This is a genomic window from Arthrobacter sp. 08Y14 (genome assembly GCF_002929455.1).
Taxonomy (GTDB): domain Bacteria; phylum Actinomycetota; class Actinomycetes; order Actinomycetales; family Micrococcaceae; genus Arthrobacter_B; species Arthrobacter_B sunyaminii.
The window spans coordinates 658,449-674,292 of record NZ_PJIX01000002.1 but is presented as its reverse complement, the minus strand read 5'-3'; the positions used below and the strand labels follow the sequence as shown (position 1 = coordinate 674,292).

The following is a 15,844-nucleotide window of genomic DNA, read 5'->3' as shown; positions in this document are numbered from 1 at the left end:
CAGAAAAGATCCAGTGCATGAACGCCGAGAATATCCTGACCCCCGACCTCCTGGAACGGCTGCGCGGACGCGCCGCCCGTTATGACCGGGACAACAGCTTCTTCACCGAGGACCTCGAAGACCTGCGCCGCGCCGGCTACCTGTCTCTCTTCACCCCGCAGGAGGCAGGCGGCGCAGGATTCACGATTGGCCAGGTAGTCCAAAGCCAGCGGCTGCTGGCCACCGCAGCCCCCGCCACGGCGCTGGCCGTCAACATGCACCTCGTCTGGTGCGGCGTGGCCCACCTGCTGGCCCTGCGCGGGGACGATTCCCTGGCTTTTATCCTCGAGGACGCCGCCCGGGGCGAGCTGTACGCCTTCGGCATCTCGGAACCGGGCAATCCTGCCGTCCTGTTCGATTCCAAGACGGCTGCCGTTCCGCAGGGGGACGGCTCCTATGCGTTCACCGGCACCAAGATCTTCACCAGCCTCTCGCCGGCGTGGACAAGGCTGGGTATTTTCGGCCGTGACGACTCAGCGCCCCAGGAGCCCCGGCTCATTTTCGGCTTCGCCCCGCGCGGCACTGAGGGCATCATCGTCAAGGATGACTGGAACACCATGGGCATGCGGGCCAGCCAGTCCTGCACCACCGTCCTGGATCACGCGGTCCTGTCCAAGGGTCAGCTGGTCCGCAGCACCCCGGTGGGACCGCACTCGGATGCCTTCGTCTTCGGCATCTTCGCCCTCTTTGAAACCCTGCTGTCCGCCGTCTACACCGGCATCGGCGACCGCGCCGTCGAACTGGCGGCGGAAGCCGCACAACAGCGGACGACGGCGGGCGGCGGCAGCGGGGCCCACGACCCGCACACCCGATGGAAAGTTGCTGATGCGGCAATTCGGATGGACGGGATCCATCCGCAGCTGGAAACGATGGCCCGTGATCTGGAAGAGGGCGCCGACCATGGAAGCCTGTGGTTCCCAAAACTGTCCTCGCTGAAGTACCGGGCCACCGAAACAGCACGGTTGGTGGTGGAAACGGCTGTCCGCGTAGCCGGGGGCAGGAGCTATTCCCGGGGTGCGGAACTGGAGCGCCTCTACCGTGACGTGCTTGCGGGCATGTTCCACCCCTCAAGCGAGGATTCTGTGCATGCGTCTGTGGCCAATGCCTGGCTGGGGCCGCTGCCGGACTAGGCCGGTGTCCGGGGTAATTCCGGCCGCTGCAGCGGGGTTCGGGTCAGGCAGTGCGGCGGACCCGCATGATCCGCCGGCGCAGCCAGAACCGGCGCGCTCCGCCGCGGTAGATGCAGCTGCGCTGGAGCTCCCATTTGCCGTACTCGGCATGTTCGGTGATGATCCGGCGTGCCTCGGAGAGGGAATCTCCGGGGTTCACCGACACCACAAGGTACTCATAGTCCCGGATATTTTCGTCTGGCCGGCGGACGCTGGGCCGAAGAATTTGTTCTCGCATTTCCCTCCAATTTTGCTCACTTTACCGCTAACGTCTAGGGCATGAGCATAGATCCGCATGTCGCGCTCCAATCCCTCGTGGCCGCACTCGAAGAACACCTGATGGCTGCCTCGCAGCGCCGGGGAGACAAGGACCCGGTGGTGGAAGCGGCCTATCTGGCTGTCGCGGATGCCTTTGAGGTCTATGAAGAAGTCCTCTATGACGCCTACGGCGAGGTCACGCCGCTTGAGATCTACGAAGATGACGACGAGGATTTCGACGCCGACATGGATGCCACCGGGGAGTTCGTCAACGATCCCCGGGACGCGGGGGAACGCTCTTCCGGTGCGCAGCCCGGAGGGTAGCGGGTTCGGGACCCAACTGACGGTGCCCTAGAGTATTTCCTTGTGAATTGGTTTGAAGCACTCTTCCTCGGTCTCATTCAGGGTCTTACTGAATTTCTCCCCATCTCCTCCAGCGCCCATCTGCGGATTGTGGGTGAGCTGCTGCCCGGCGCGCAGGACCCGGGGGCGGCCTTTACGGCCATCACGCAGCTCGGCACGGAGACGGCCGTGGCGGTGTACTTCTGGAAAGACATTGTCCGGATCGTCAAGTCCTGGTTCGGGTCGCTGACCGGACGTGTTCCGCGCAATGATCCGGATGCCCGCATGGGCTGGCTGATCATCATCGGAACGCTGCCCATCGTTATCCTCGGGCTTCTGTTCCAGGACCAGATCGAGAGCACCTTCCGCAGTCTGTGGATCGTCGCCACCATGCTGATTGTCTTCGGCATCATCCTGGCGATCGCGGACGCCGTGGGGAAGCAGCAGCGCCGTCTGGACCAGCTCACCTACAAGCACGGCATCCTTTACGGGCTCGCGCAGGCCATGGCGCTGATCCCCGGCGTAAGCCGTTCCGGCGGAACCATCACCGCTGGGCTGTTCATGGGCTATACCCGCGAGGCTGCCGCCCGGTATGCGTTCCTGCTGGCCATTCCTGCAGTCTTCGGCAGCGGCCTTTTCCAGTTGGCCAAGTCGCTGGATGAGCCGATGGTGTACGGCGGGTGGGAGACCGCCGGAGCCACCCTTGTTGCCTTCATCGTGGGATTCATCATCATCGGGTGGTTCCTGCGCTACGTTTCCAGCCGCAGCTACAGCCTCTTTGTCTGGTACCGCATCCTTCTCGGCGTGGTTATCTACATCCTGCTGGGTATGGGTGTGCTGACTGCCTAGGAAGTGAAAGTAGAGTTGTCCCTGTGATTGCCTGGAAAAACTTCCCCCTGCCCGTCCTGCCCGGAAAATCGCCGGACCTGGTTCTCCACGACACCGCCCTGGACAGCGCCGTTCCGGTGCGCACCGACGGTGAGGCCAGTCTCTATGTCTGCGGCATCACTCCCTATGACGCCACCCACATGGGGCATGCTTCAACCTACGTAGCCTTTGACCTGCTGAACCGGCAGTGGCGGGACGCAGGCAATACGGTCCGCTACGTGCAAAATGTCACGGACGTTGATGATCCGCTGCTGGAACGAGCCAACGCCAAAGGCCTGGACTGGCGGGAACTGGCCCTCGAGCAGACCCAGCTCTTCCGCGACGACATGGAAGCACTGAACGTCCTGGCCCCGGATCACTACATCGGCGCAGTGGAAGCCATTGACTGGATTGTGCCGGCAGTGGAGGATCTGCTTCGCCGCGGCCTTGCGTACCGTGTTCCCGGGGATGGCACCAACCCCGCGGGCGACGTCTACTTTTCCGTCGATGCCGCCTCGGAAATGGACCCGGAGGATCCTGCCGCCTGGCACCTGGGCAGCGTTTCCGGCCTCAACTCCGAACAGATGCTCCCGATCTTTGCCGAACGCGGCGGCGATCCCCTGCGCGCCGGCAAGCGCAATGCGCTGGACCCGTTGTTGTGGCGTGTGAAGCGGGCCGGCGAACCCTTCTGGGACGGCGCAACGCTGGGGGAGGGGCGCCCCGGCTGGCACATTGAGTGTTCAGTCATCGCCCAGCGTTTCCTGCCGGCTCCGTTCACCGTTCAGGCCGGGGGCTCGGATCTGGTCTTCCCGCACCATGAGATGAGCGCCGGCCACGCCTACGCCTGCAGCGGAAGCCCGCTGGCCCGCCATTACGCGCACGCCGGCATGGTGGGCCTGGACGGCGAGAAGATGAGCAAGTCCCTGGGCAACCTGGTACTGGTTTCCCAGCTGCGGAGCCAGGGCACAGATCCGGCTGCCATCCGTGCAGTCCTGCTCAGCCACCACTACCGCACCGATTGGTTTTGGACGGATGATCAGCTGACCAGCGCCGAGCAGCGCCTTTCCCGCTGGCGCAGCGCACTGCCCAATACCAGCCGCGCCGAAGCCGAGCAGATGCTCACTGAGGTGCGCACGGCAATGGCCCGGGATCTCGATGCACCTGCCGCTTTGGCCGCAGTGGACGCCTGGGCAGTCATGGTCGCCGAGAGCGGCAGGGCGAACACCGTGACGGCAGACGGCGCCGAATTGGCTGCGTCCACGCTGGACGCCCTGCTGGGTATTCGGCTTTAGCCGGGGGCAAAGAGCCCCTAGTCGCGCCGGCGGCGTTTGAGGTAGCGCTCAAACTCGCGGGCAATCGACTCGCCGCTGGCTTCCGGAAGCTCCGCCGTGTCCTTTGCTTCTTCCAGCTGGCGCACATAGGCGGCGATTTCCGGATCGTCGGTGGCCAGTTCGTCCACGCCCCGCTCCCAGGCATCGGCTTCATCGGTCAGCAGTGCCGTGTCCAGGGGCGCCTGAAGCAGTTCCTCGATGCGGTGCAGCAGGGACAGCTGCGCCTTGGGTGAGGGGGAGTGTCCCACATAGTGGGGCACTGCCGCCCACAGGGACACAGCGGGAATGTCGGCCAGCCCGGCCATTTCCGCCAGCACCCCAACGATCCCGATGGGCCCCTCGTAGTGGGAAGACTCCACCTTGAGTTCCTCGCGCAGGTCACTGTCTTCGCAGGTCACCGTCACGGGAATCGGGCGGGTGTGCGGCACATCGGCCAGCAGCGCGCCGGCAAGAAGGATGCAGTCGACTTCCAGTTCCTTCGCCAGCGCAATCAGCTCGGCGGTGTAAGCCCGCCACTTATAGGACGGTTCAACACCGGAAACAAAGATCACGTCCAGATTGCTGTTCGGAACCTCGGCCTTGGAAATGCGGGTGCTTGGCCATTTGATCCGTTTCTCGCCGGACGCCAGCCGCTCAATCACCGGTCGGGTGAACTGGAAATCGTAGTACTCATCCGCGTTCAGGCTGGCGATCTTCTCGCTTTGCCAAAACATGCTCAGGAACTTCACGGCGTCGCTGGCAGCTTCGCCGGCATCGTTCCAGCCTTCAAAGGCCGCCAGCATGACAGTGGTGCGCTCTTGGGAGCCGCCATAAAAGTCCTGGAGGCCTACGGGCGGGGTTTCGTCGGTATTGCTCACAGACTCACCATATGTCCGGCGCGCTGTGTTGTCAGGACCGCGGGCAGCCCTTCGCCGAGAGCAAAGTAAACCCGTCAGCCGCCGCCCCTTAGACTGGGATGCATGTCTTCTTCTGTTCCCAATGCCCTGCAGATTGATCCCCGGTACGCCCCGCTCCAGGCGGTGCTGTGGGATATGGACGGCACGATCGTGGACACGGAACCGTATTGGATTCAGGCAGAGAAGGATCTCGTAGCCGAGTACGGCGGCTCATGGACGGATTCCGACGCCGAATCAATGGTCGGCCAGGCCTTGACGTACGGTGCCGGGATGCTGCAAAACGCAGGCGTCCCCCTGACGGTCCGGGAGATCATCGACCGGCTTATTTCCCAGGTGACGGTGAAAGTCCGCACCCAAATCCCCTGGCGTCCCGGGGCCCGCGAACTGCTTGCCGAACTTCGCGAAGGCGGCATTCCGTGCGTCATGGTGACCATGTCGGAGCCAGTGCTGGCCAATGAGGTTTGTCGCCAGCTGCCTGCCGGGACCTTCGAGTTCCTGGTCACGGGAGACATGGTCCAGCAGGGAAAGCCCCATCCGGAGCCCTACGAGCTGGCCTTCGACCGTCTTTCGGAGCTGGTCCCCGATCTGGCGAAAAACCGTGTGGTTGCGATCGAGGACTCCCTTCCGGGGGTCACGTCCGCCGGCGCCGCGGGCCTGGTGACGCTCGGTGTTCCCCATTTTCTTCCCTTGCCCCCGGACGAGGGCCGGCATGAATGGGAAACACTGGCCGGCAGGTCAGCTGCGGATCTGGCCTCGCTGGTGACGTCGGCGCCGGCAGGGGCAACGCGTTGAGCACTACCCCCGGAGCCGGTACACCGGCGCCCGCGCGGAACGGGATACCCCTGGGACGGATCGCCGGGGTACCCGTTTACCTGGCCTACTCCTGGTTTATTATTGCCGCCTTTATCGTGGTGTTTTTCGGCCCGCTGGTCCGGCGAAGTTTTCCGTACCTCGGTGTTGGCGCCTACGGGGTTGCGCTGGGATACGCCCTGCTGCTGCTGGTCTCCGTGCTCATTCACGAGCTGGCCCACGCCGTCCTCGCCCGGAGATACCGCTGGCCAACGACAAAAATCGTGCTGACTCTCTGGGGAGGGCATACCCAGTTCGGCAGCGTGCAGACAACGCCGGGGCGGTCCCTGCTGGTGGCTTTGGCGGGACCCGCGGCCAACTTCGCGCTGGCCGGCGCAGGCTGGCTTCTCCTGGTTGCGGTGCCGCTGAATCCGGTGGCAGCGCTGCTGGCCCAGATTTTTGTGTGGGCAAACCTGCTGGTGGCCGTCTTCAACGTGCTGCCCGGCCTTCCCCTGGACGGCGGCCGGATCGTGGAATCGGCGGTATGGAAGGCAACAGGTTCCCAGGACCGGGGCACCGTAGCCGCCGGCTATGCGGGACGAATCATCGCAGCCCTGCTGGCTGCCGCCGTCGTCATTCCGCCCTACCTGCGCGGCGAAGCGCCGGACCTGCAGTTGATCCTGCTCACCGCGCTGATTTCTTCCTTCCTCTGGATGGGTGCCGGAGCCAGCATCCAGAACGCCCGCGTCCGCCTGCGGCTGCCCGAGGTCAGCGCAGGCGCCCTCATGAGCCCTGCGGTTTCGCTGCCGGCCGGCTCGACTGTGTCCAGCGCCCGGGCCCTGCTGACGGCGAATCCGCACGCGGCACTGGTCATCACTGCCGTCACGGGGCAGCCCTGGGCCGTCGCGGACCGCGGAGCACTCGCGCTTGTGCCGGACAACCTGGCAATGAGTACACCGGTGGACGCCGCAGCCCGCCCCCTGGCTCCCGGAGCCTATGTGCCGGTGGTCGCCGCCGGTTCAGAACTGGTGGAGTACCTCGCTAAACTTCAGGGCAGCGAGTATGCCGTCATAGACCACGACGGCTCCGTGATTGGGCTCTTGACCCAGGCGGTTGTCCTGGACGCCATATCGGCCAAGCCCGGACGGCGGCAGCGTCCGCCGGCATCTCCGCGGTAAATTCCCGCCCCCTTTTTTCTTCACAGACCAGCAACACCCGATCCAAAGGAACGTTACCCATGAACTCGGAAACTCCGGGCCAGACTGCCGCTACAGCACCCCACGGCGCCGACAACCGCCGGGGGCCGCTGCGTCCGGGGGAGCGCGTCCAGCTCACCGACGAAAAGGGCCGCCACAGCACCATCACCCTGACCGAGGGCGGCGCTTTCCACACCCACCGCGGGTTCCTGCCCCATGACACGATCATCGGCAAGCCCGAAGGCACGATCGTCACCAACACCACGGGCCAGCAGTACCAGGTGCTGCGCCCCCTGCTGTCGGACTTTGTCCTCTCGATGCCCCGCGGCGCCGCCGTGGTTTATCCGAAGGACGCCGGCCAGATTGTCACCATGGCCGACATTTATCCCGGCGCCCGCGTGGTGGAGGCCGGCGTGGGCTCCGGCGCGCTGAGCATCTCCCTGCTGCGTGCCGTGGGAGACCACGGCTCGCTTCATTCCTTTGAACGGCGCGAAGAGTTCGCGGACATCGCGCGGGGAAACGTGGAAACCTTCTTCGGCGGCCCGCACCCCGCCTGGAACATCACCCTCGGTGACTTCCAGGAAGAGGTGGTCCGCACCGAAGAGCCCGGCAGCGTTGACCGGGTGGTTCTCGACATGCTGGCTCCGTGGGAGTGCACCGACGCCGTAGCCACCGTCCTGGCACCCGGAGGCGTCTGGATTTCCTATGTAGCCACTGTCACGCAGCTGTCCCGCACCGCCGAGGCAATCCGCGCCGACGGCCGGTTCACCGAGCCCGACGGCTGGGAATCCATGGTTCGCGGCTGGCACCTGGAAGGGCTGGCCGTTCGTCCGGACCACCGCATGGTGGCGCACACCGGATTCCTGCTGACCGCTCGGCGTCTGGCCGAAGGCGCCACCGGACTGGTGGCCAAGCGCCGCGCATCCAAAACCAACTTCAGCGAAGAGGACCTCAACGCATGGACGCCCGCCGCAGTTGGCGAGAGGGAAGTCTCGGCCCACAAGCTGCGCCGCGCTGCCCGTGACGCCAGTTCCAAGGTGCAGCGCGGGGCCCTGGAAAACGCCGAAAAGTACAACGCGGATCAGGACGTTACGCCGGAAACGCCCTAGCCGCAATCGGGCCGGTGGATAACTGCCGGCCCGATAAACACAAGAGGTGCCAACCGGTGTTTTGCCTCCGTTGCTGGGTTATCGTCAAGGCTAGAGTCCCTGCGCAACGTGAAGGTGGTCGTAAGCATGGTTGGAGCAGATAACAACGTTGAACCCGGGGCTGAAGATCCGCGCGGATACCTCCGCGGAACAGGGGGCCCCGGGATCGACGCCCAGCAGGCCGCCGTGCTTCGGGAGAAGCTGCGGAACGTGGACCGGCAGCTGGCAGCCCTTACCCACAACAATGCCCGCTTGGTGGCGATGCTGGAGACGGCAAAGTCGGAGATCATCCGGTTAAAGGAGGCCCTCGAGAAAGAGGGCGCCACGCCCTTTAGCTTCGCGACCGTCATCTCGGTGAACCACCGGGCACCGGCCAGCAGGGGCAAAACCACAACTGCGGCAGTCCAGGACAGTCTGGACATCATTCAGTCCGGACGCAAGCTCCGCGTTTCGGTCAGCCCGCTGCTGGACATGGACCAGATTGTTCCCGGCCAGGAAGTTCTCCTGAACGAGTCGCTGGTCGCCGTCGCGTCGCTGGGCTTCGAGCGCAGCGGCGAGCTGTTCACCGTCAAGGAGCTGCTGGGCACTGACCGCTGCCTGGTCATCGGCCGGGCCGACGACGAACGTGTGGTCCGCCTCAACGGTCCGCTGGTAGCCGAGAAGGTTCGGGTGGGAGACGCCCTCACCGTCGATACACGAATCGGCTACGCCTTGGAGAAGATCCCCCGCAGCGAGGTGGAAAACCTGGTCCTGGAAGAAGTTCCGGACATCTCCTACTCGGATATCGGCGGCCTGGGACCCCAGATTGAGCAGATCCGTGACGCCGTCGAGCTGCCCTTCCTGCACCCGGACCTGTACCGGGAGCACGGGCTAAAGGCGCCCAAGGGCATCCTGCTGTACGGCCCTCCCGGCTGCGGCAAAACCCTGATCGCCAAGGCGGTGGCCCACTCGCTGGCCGCCCGGGTCATGGAGCAGACCGGATCCCTGGGAACCCGCAGCTACTTCCTGAACATCAAGGGCCCGGAGCTGCTGGACAAGTACGTGGGGGAGACCGAGCGGCACATCCGGCTGATTTTCGCCCGCGCCCGTGAAAAGGCCTCCGGCGGAAGCCCCGTTGTGGTGTTCTTTGACGAGATGGACTCACTCTTCCGTACCCGCGGAACCGGTATTTCCTCCGATGTTGAAACCACCATCGTTCCCCAGCTGCTCTCGGAGATCGACGGTGTGGAGAAATTGGAAAACGTCATTGTCATCGGCGCCTCCAACCGCGAGGACATGATCGATCCGGCCATCCTGCGCCCGGGCCGGCTGGACGTGAAGATCAAGATCCTGCGCCCGGATGCTGAGGGAGCGGCGGAGATCTTCGCCAAGTACCTGACGCCGGACCTGCCCCTGCACCGGGACGACCTCGCCGAAAACGGGTACGACCCGGAAATGACGGTCCGGGAAATGATCCGCCGGACCGTGGAAAAGATGTATGCGGAGGATAAGTCCAACGAATACCTGGAAGTCACCTACGCCAACGGTGACACCGAAATGCTGTACTTCAAGGACTTCAATTCCGGTGCCGTGATTCAAAACGTCGTGGACCGGGCCAAGAAGTACGCCATCAAGGACCTGCTGACGCTGCACCAGCGCGGCCTGCGGATCGATCATCTGATGCGTGCAGTGGTGGATGAATTCCGTGAGCACGAGGACATGCCCAACACCACCAACCCGGACGACTGGGCACGCATCTCCGGCAAGAAAGGCGAGCGCATCACCTACATCCGCACCATCATCCAGGGCAAGGCCGGGCAGGAACCCGGACGCACCATCGAGACAACCGCCAACCCCGGGCAGTATCTATGAGCGTGCGCCGTGTCATGGGCACGGAAACCGAGTACGGTGTGCTGGCGCCCGGGATGCCCGCGGCCAACGCCACCGTCCTGTCCAGCCAGATCGTCAACGCCTATGCAGCTTCGCGCCGGAGCGGGATGGGCAATTTCAGCGGCACCCGGTGGGATTACACGGACGAGGCACCGCTGAATGACGCGCGGGGATTTGCCGTGCCGCGGACGGCAGCGGATCCGACCCAGCTGACCGATGCTCCGCCGGTGCTGGACGCGGAACAGATTGCCATGGAGGGCGGCGGTCCGGCCGCCCTCTACGGGGAGCAAACCACCGACAACCCGGTCTTGATGAACATGGTTCTGGGCAACGGTGCACGCCTCTACGTAGACCACGCGCATCCGGAATACTCCTCCCCGGAAGTAACCACTCCGCGCGATGCGGTCCTGTGGGACAAGGCCGGGGACGCCGTCGTGCTGGCAGCGGTGCGGTATATTGCCGCCGCCCCCGGGTTCTCGCCCGTGAACCTGTATAAGAACAACACCGACAGCAAGGGGTCCTCTTACGGGTCCCACGAAAACTATTTGGTTCCGCGCAGTGTCCCCTTCACTGACCTGGTCCGCGGACTGGTGCCTTTCTTTGTCAGCCGCCAGGTCATTGTCGGGTCCGGCCGGGTGGGGATAGGGACCAACAACCAGCGCCAGGGCTACCAGCTAAGCCAGCGGGCGGATTTCTTTGAGGCGGAGGTGGGACTGGAAACCACCATCCGCCGGCCCATTGTGAACACCCGCGATGAACCCCATGCCGTGGCGGAAAAGTACCGGCGGCTGCACGTCATCATCGGAGACGCAAACCTCAGCGAGGTATCCACGCTGCTGAAGGTGGGAACCACGTCCATTGTCCTGTCCATGATTGAGGCGGGCACTGCGCCGGAAGTGGAGCTGCGGGATCCGGTGGGCGCGCTGCAGGCTATCAGCCATGATCCGAGCCTTGAGCGGCTGGTGGAGCTCAAGGACGGACGCATGGTCTCCGGCCTCGACCTTCAGGAGATTTATCTGGAGGCTGCTGCGAGGCACTGCCGCAGCGCAGGGACGGACCCGGCCACGGAGGACATCCTTACCCGCTGGACGTCCCTGGTTGGAACGCTGAAGCGGGATCCCCTGGAGGCCGCAGCGTCTGTGGACTGGGTGGCAAAACTGAAACTGCTCCAGGCGTACCGCAACCGGGATTCTCTGGCCTGGTCCGATGCCCGGCTGCATCTGGTGGATTTGCAGTATTCGGACATCCGTCCGGAGAAGGGGCTCTACCACCGGCTCGCCGCCCGAGGTCAAATGGAGCGCATCCTGACCGACCGGGAGATTGCGCGGGCTGTCAACGAGCCGCCCGATGACACGCGGGCCTATTTCCGGGGAAACTGCGTTAGCCGCTTTCCTCAGCAGGTGGTGGGGGCCAGCTGGGATTCGATCATTTTCGAGCTCCCCTCGCGCCGGCGCCTGCAGCGCATCCCCACGCGTGAACCCCTCAAGGGAACCCGTGCCCTGACAGGTGAATTGTTCGAAGCTTCCGTGGATGCGGAGGACTTTGTCACTCGACTCCTGTCCGGTCCGGAACATAGCGTGGCACCATAGGCACTAGCAGTTGGGTTCCGATTGTCAGGACCCGTCACAGGGCCGGACTCCGGCCAAGGAAGGCAGGCATCATGGCAGCCCAGGACCGCAGGAACACCGAAGGACGCACCGGGGAAGAGGAACTGGAAGAGACGCCTCCTCCCGAAGCCGTCCCGGAAGCGGGCGCGTCAGCGCAGACCGAAGGCGTCGACGACCTTCTGGACGAGATTGACGGTGTGTTGGAAAACAATGCCGAGGAATTTGTCCGTGGCTTCATCCAGAAGGGCGGACAGTAGCGGATGACCCCTCAGGACCCCGCGTCAGCGGTTCACGGGGCGGCGCCGCCGTCCTTCAGCGATCATCTCGCCCGCCACCACCCTGAGCTTCTGCCGTCATCCCGCCGGCTGGGCCCGGCTTCTGCAGCGTCAACGTCAGCGGCCGCACCGCAGGCCACCACCATTGTGGCCCTGACCTATGCGGGCGGGGTGCTGATGGCCGGCGACCGGCGGGCAACCATGGGAAACATGATTGCCAGCCGACACATCAAGAAGGTTTTTCCGGCGGACAACTACTCAGTGGTCGGCATTGCCGGAACGGCCGGACTGGCCATCGACATGATCCGGCTGTTCCAAGTGGAACTGGAGCACTACGACAAAATCGAAGGAACGCCCATGAGCCTGGACGGCAAGTCCAACCGGCTCGCGGCCATGGTGCGCTCCAACCTGCCCCTGGCGCTTCAGGGGCTTGCGGTGGTGCCGCTGTTTGCAGGTTATGACACCGAACGCCACCTAGGCCGGCTCTTTTCCTACGATGTCACGGGCGGGCGCTACGAGGAGTACGAACACCACAGCGTGGGTTCAGGATCGGTGTTTGCGCGCGGAGCACTCAAGAAGCTCTGGAAGCCGGGGCTGGACGAGGAGCAGGCGGTGTCCGTGGCAGTGGAAGCCCTCTATGACGCGGCCGACGACGACTCCGCCACCGGCGGCCCGGACCTCGTGCGGCAGCTGTGGCCCGTGGTGTACGTGGTCAACAGCGCCGGTGCCAGGGAAATCCCGGAACGGGAACTGCACATAACGGCCCAGGAACTGGTTAGCCGCCGGTCCGCAGCAGGATTGGAGGGCTGACCATGACACAGCAGTTCTATGTATCTCCCGAACAACTGATGAAGGACCGGGCGGACTTTGCCCGCAAAGGCATCGCCAGGGGACGCTCCGTGGTGGTGCTGACCTGCCGTGACGGCATCGCGCTGGTCGCGGAGAACCCCTCGCCGTCGCTGCACAAACTCGGGGAAATCTACGATCGGATCGGGTTCGCCGCAGTCGGCAAATACAACGAGTTTGAGAGCCTGCGCCAGGCCGGTGTCCGCTACGCCGATGTACGCGGCTACTCCTACTCGCGCGATGACGTTTCGGCCCGGGGCCTCGCCAGCGTCTATGCGCAGAGCCTGGGATCCGTCTTCACGACGGAAGGAAAGCCGTTCGAAGTGGAACTGGCTGTGGCCGAAGTGGGTGCCGAACCGTACCAGGACCACCTGTACCGGCTGACGTTCGACGGCTCGATAGCCGATGAAAGCAACTACGTGGTCATGGGCGGTCAGGCCGACGTCGTCAATGAGGCCCTGGCCCGGTCCTGGAACCAGGACACCGGTTTTCCCGACGCCATCCGCACGGCCGTTGGTGCCCTCTCCGCCACCCGCGGCTCTGCGGAGCCCCCGGGCAACGCCAACGGATCCTCCGGTTACGGAAACCCCGGCAGTGCTGCCGACGCCGGAGCTGCCCCGGAGCGCCTCGGGGCTGGGCTGCTGGAAGTGGCGGTCCTGGACCGCAATCCGCTGTCCTCACGGGGAACGGTCCGGGCATTCCGGAGAATCAACACCGTAGAGCTGGACCGTTTGCTGTCCGGCCCGGAGGGAGACTGATGGACCGCAGGATCTTTGGGATTGAAACCGAGTTTGGAATTGCCTACTCGGGTCCTGACTCCCGTCCGCTCTCACCCGAGGAAGTGGCACGTTATCTGTTCCGGAAAGTAGTCAGCTGGGGACGGTCCTCCAACGTATTCCTGACCAACGGTTCGCGGCTCTACCTCGACGTCGGGTCCCATCCGGAGTACGCCACCGCTGAATGCGATGACCTCGCCCAGCTCGTGGCGCATGACCGGGCCGGTGAGTTGATTCTGGACGACCTCGTCGAAGAGGCAGAGGACCGGCTGCGGGCCGAGGGGTTCAACGGCAGCGTCTACCTGTTCAAGAACAACACTGACTCTGCGGGGAACTCCTACGGAAGCCACGAGAATTACCTGATTCCGCGGCGCCTGGAATTTTCCCGCCTGGCGGACATTCTCATCCCGTTCCTGGTCACCCGGCAGCTGCTGGTCGGCGCGGGCAAGGTGCTCAAGACGCAATCCGGGTCCCTGTATGCCTTCTCCCAGCGCGCGGACCACATTTGGGAGGGCGTGTCCTCCGCCACCACCCGGTCCCGTCCCATCATCAACACCCGCGACGAACCGCACGCCGACGCCGAGCATTACCGCAGGCTGCACGTTATCGCTGGGGATTCCAACATGTCCGAGACCACTACGCTGCTGAAGGTCGGTTCCGTGGACCTCATGCTCCGCGTCATCGAAGCGGGGACGGTGATGCGCGATTTACGCCTGGAAAATCCCATCCGCAGCATCCGGGAGATATCCCACGACCTGACCGGTTCACTGCCGCTGAAGCTCGCCAACGGGTCAACCATGACCGCCCTTGAGCTGCAGCGCATTTTTCTGGCCAAGGCACAGGACTTCGTGGCGGCCAACGGGGCCCACAACCGCCACGTCCCCCGGGTGCTGGATCTGTGGGAACGGACCCTGGATGCCATTGAGTCACAGGACACCTCCGGTATTGACACGGAAATTGACTGGGCCATCAAGAAGAAGCTTGTCGACCGGTACGCGGAACGCGATTCGCTGGAGCTGTCCTCTTCGCGGCTGGCGCAGCTGGACCTGACCTACCATGACATTTCCCGGCGCCGCGGACTCTTCTATCTCCTTCAGTCCCGCGGGGAAACGGCACGGGTGGTGGAGGACAGCGACATCAAGGAAGCCGTGGATATTCCGCCCCAGAGCACACGGGCCAAGCTGCGCGGTGATTTTGTCCGCCGGGCCAAGGCTGCCAACCGTGACTTCACGGTCGACTGGGTGCATTTGAAGCTGAATGACCGGGCGCAGCAGACGGTCCTGTGCAAGGATCCGTTCGCAGCAGTGGATGAGCGGGTGGAAGCCCTCCTGGCCACGCTCTAAGGCAGCGCACAGGGAGAAACGTTAGTCTTATCTCGACTGTCCGCGCCCAAATCCGGCTCCGCCGGAAAAATCGCGGGCCCCATCTGTCCACCACTGAAAGAAGTAGTGTGCGAAAAGTACTAGCCGTAAGTTTGTCCGCCCTGCTTTTCCTGTCCGCCTGCGGCACAGAGGAAGAGCAAAAATCCGCCGGACAGGCCGGAGTGTTTGACTCCGTGAAGGTCAAGGTCGAAGACGCGGAGACGGTTCCCGAAGTGGAGTTCGATGCTCCACTGGACATCACCGAAAGTGCCGCCAAGGTTGTTCACACCGGTGACGGCGAGGAAGTAGCCGACGGCCAGAGCATCACCTTCAAGTTTGTGGCGCTGAACGCCGAAGATGCGAGCGTGCTGGGGGACACCTACGCACAGGCGGCCTCCGCGCTGCCGGTCAATGACATGCTGAAGGAACAGGACCCGGTGCTCTACGAGGTCCTTCTGGGGGCCAAGGTTGGCTCCCAGATTGCCTACGCCTTCCCTGACGCCCAGGCCCAGGCCAGCGGTGCCGAGGACGCAGAGGAGCAGCCCACACAGGTGATGGTGCTCAATGTCCTGAGCACCCAGGACACCGTTCCGATGCTGGACAAGGACGAGGCAGCCGCCCGCAACGCGGACGGCACGCTCCTGATGAGCCAGGATGAAGTTGCTGCCCTTGAAGGGGATGGCAAGCTCCCCAAGGTGACCTTCGGCGACGACGGCGTTCCCGCCGTGGAGATCCCCGAGGACGCCGTGGAACCTGAAAAGCTCATCGTGAAGGTGCTCGAAGAAGGCGAGGGCGCTGCCCTGACCGAAACCAGCACCGTCAAGGCCAATTACCTGGGTGTTGGCCTCCGCGACGGCGAGACCTTCGATTCCAGCTACGAGCAGGGCGAGGCAATTGAATTCCCGCTGGACGGCGTTATTTCCGGCTGGACCTACGGACTGTCCGGCCAGAAGGCCGGCGCCAAGGTGCTGCTGGTCATCCCGACAGAGCTCGCCTACGGCGATCCGGCCCAGAACGGCCCGTCCGGCCCGCTGGTGTTTGTCGTGGACATCGAGGAAGTCAAGTAGCGTTAGTA

The 15,844-nt window shown here is 64.1% G+C and carries 16 protein-coding genes; 14 read left to right on the top strand and 2 right to left on the bottom strand.

The features are described 5' to 3' along the window. Positions 1-17 precede the first annotated feature (17 nt). Positions 18-1,169: an acyl-CoA dehydrogenase family protein gene (locus CXR03_RS09710; RefSeq protein WP_104103608.1), complete on the top strand. Its 1,152-nt coding sequence runs from the start codon at positions 18-20 to the stop codon at positions 1,167-1,169. 43 nt (positions 1,170-1,212) lie between these two features. On the opposite strand, the gene CXR03_RS09705 is transcribed toward CXR03_RS09710, so the two are convergent. After that, a complete protein-coding gene (locus CXR03_RS09705) occupies positions 1,213-1,446 on the bottom strand; it encodes a DUF5703 family protein (protein WP_104103607.1) in 234 nt (77 codons plus the stop codon). Positions 1,447-1,487: 41 nt separating this feature from the next. On the opposite strand from CXR03_RS09705, the gene CXR03_RS09700 reads away from it, so the two are divergent. Genes CXR03_RS09700 through mshC form a run of 3 tightly spaced genes read left to right on the top strand, consistent with a single transcriptional unit; the run spans position 1,488 to position 3,967 of the window. After that, complete coding sequence (locus CXR03_RS09700) at positions 1,488-1,790, top strand: hypothetical protein (protein WP_104103606.1); 303 nt, start codon at positions 1,488-1,490, stop codon at positions 1,788-1,790. Positions 1,791-1,832: 42 nt separating this feature from the next. After that, a complete protein-coding gene (locus CXR03_RS09695; protein ID WP_104103605.1) occupies positions 1,833-2,657 on the top strand; it encodes an undecaprenyl-diphosphate phosphatase in 825 nt (274 codons plus the stop codon). A 23-nt stretch (positions 2,658-2,680) separates the two neighbouring features. Next, entirely contained in the window at positions 2,681-3,967 is a 1,287-nt protein-coding gene (gene mshC / locus CXR03_RS09690; protein WP_104103604.1) for a cysteine--1-D-myo-inosityl 2-amino-2-deoxy-alpha-D-glucopyranoside ligase, read from the top strand. Between the two features lie 17 nt (positions 3,968-3,984). On the opposite strand, the gene CXR03_RS09685 is transcribed toward mshC, so the two are convergent. Further along, positions 3,985-4,863 carry a PAC2 family protein gene (locus tag CXR03_RS09685; protein WP_258073582.1) on the bottom strand — a complete coding sequence of 293 codons (879 nt, stop codon included), beginning with the start codon at positions 4,861-4,863 and terminating at the stop codon, positions 3,985-3,987. Between the two features lie 102 nt (positions 4,864-4,965). Here CXR03_RS09685 and CXR03_RS09680 point away from each other — a divergent pair, with 102 nt between their 5' ends. The 10 genes from CXR03_RS09680 to CXR03_RS09635 all read left to right on the top strand — a co-directional run bounded on the left by CXR03_RS09680 (position 4,966) and on the right by CXR03_RS09635 (position 15,836). Further along, complete coding sequence (locus CXR03_RS09680) at positions 4,966-5,694, top strand: HAD family phosphatase (protein WP_104103603.1); 729 nt, start codon at positions 4,966-4,968, stop codon at positions 5,692-5,694. Beyond that, positions 5,691-6,869, top strand: coding sequence for a site-2 protease family protein (locus CXR03_RS09675; protein ID WP_104103602.1), 1,179 nt, complete (start codon positions 5,691-5,693; stop codon positions 6,867-6,869). The genes CXR03_RS09680 and CXR03_RS09675 overlap by 4 nt, the downstream gene beginning before the upstream one ends. Before the next feature lie 59 nt (positions 6,870-6,928). Beyond that, on the top strand, positions 6,929-7,996 hold the full coding sequence (locus CXR03_RS09670; protein ID WP_104103601.1) for a tRNA (adenine-N1)-methyltransferase: 1,068 nt from the start codon (positions 6,929-6,931) through the stop codon (positions 7,994-7,996). A 204-nt stretch (positions 7,997-8,200) separates the two neighbouring features. Beyond that, the gene (gene arc, locus CXR03_RS09665; RefSeq protein WP_258073624.1) at positions 8,201-9,886 is read left to right on the top strand and encodes a proteasome ATPase; all 1,686 of its coding nucleotides are present in this window, start codon (positions 8,201-8,203) and stop codon (positions 9,884-9,886) included. Continuing rightward, a complete protein-coding gene (gene dop / locus CXR03_RS09660) occupies positions 9,883-11,493 on the top strand; it encodes a depupylase/deamidase Dop (protein ID WP_308470580.1) in 1,611 nt (536 codons plus the stop codon). The genes arc and dop overlap by 4 nt, the downstream gene beginning before the upstream one ends. Before the next feature lie 71 nt (positions 11,494-11,564). Next, a complete protein-coding gene (locus tag CXR03_RS09655; protein ID WP_104103599.1) occupies positions 11,565-11,768 on the top strand; it encodes a ubiquitin-like protein Pup in 204 nt (67 codons plus the stop codon). Between the two features lie 3 nt (positions 11,769-11,771). Further along, positions 11,772-12,596 carry a proteasome subunit beta gene (prcB, locus tag CXR03_RS09650; RefSeq protein WP_104103598.1) on the top strand — a complete coding sequence of 275 codons (825 nt, stop codon included), beginning with the start codon at positions 11,772-11,774 and terminating at the stop codon, positions 12,594-12,596. Between the two features lie 2 nt (positions 12,597-12,598). Beyond that, on the top strand, positions 12,599-13,390 hold the full coding sequence (gene prcA, locus CXR03_RS09645) for a proteasome subunit alpha (RefSeq protein WP_104103597.1): 792 nt from the start codon (positions 12,599-12,601) through the stop codon (positions 13,388-13,390). After that, complete coding sequence (pafA, locus tag CXR03_RS09640) at positions 13,390-14,751, top strand: Pup--protein ligase (protein ID WP_104103596.1); 1,362 nt, start codon at positions 13,390-13,392, stop codon at positions 14,749-14,751. The genes prcA and pafA overlap by 1 nt, the downstream gene beginning before the upstream one ends. A 107-nt stretch (positions 14,752-14,858) precedes the next feature. Next, positions 14,859-15,836, top strand: coding sequence for an FKBP-type peptidyl-prolyl cis-trans isomerase (locus CXR03_RS09635; RefSeq protein WP_146070479.1), 978 nt, complete (start codon positions 14,859-14,861; stop codon positions 15,834-15,836). Positions 15,837-15,844 lie beyond the last annotated feature (8 nt).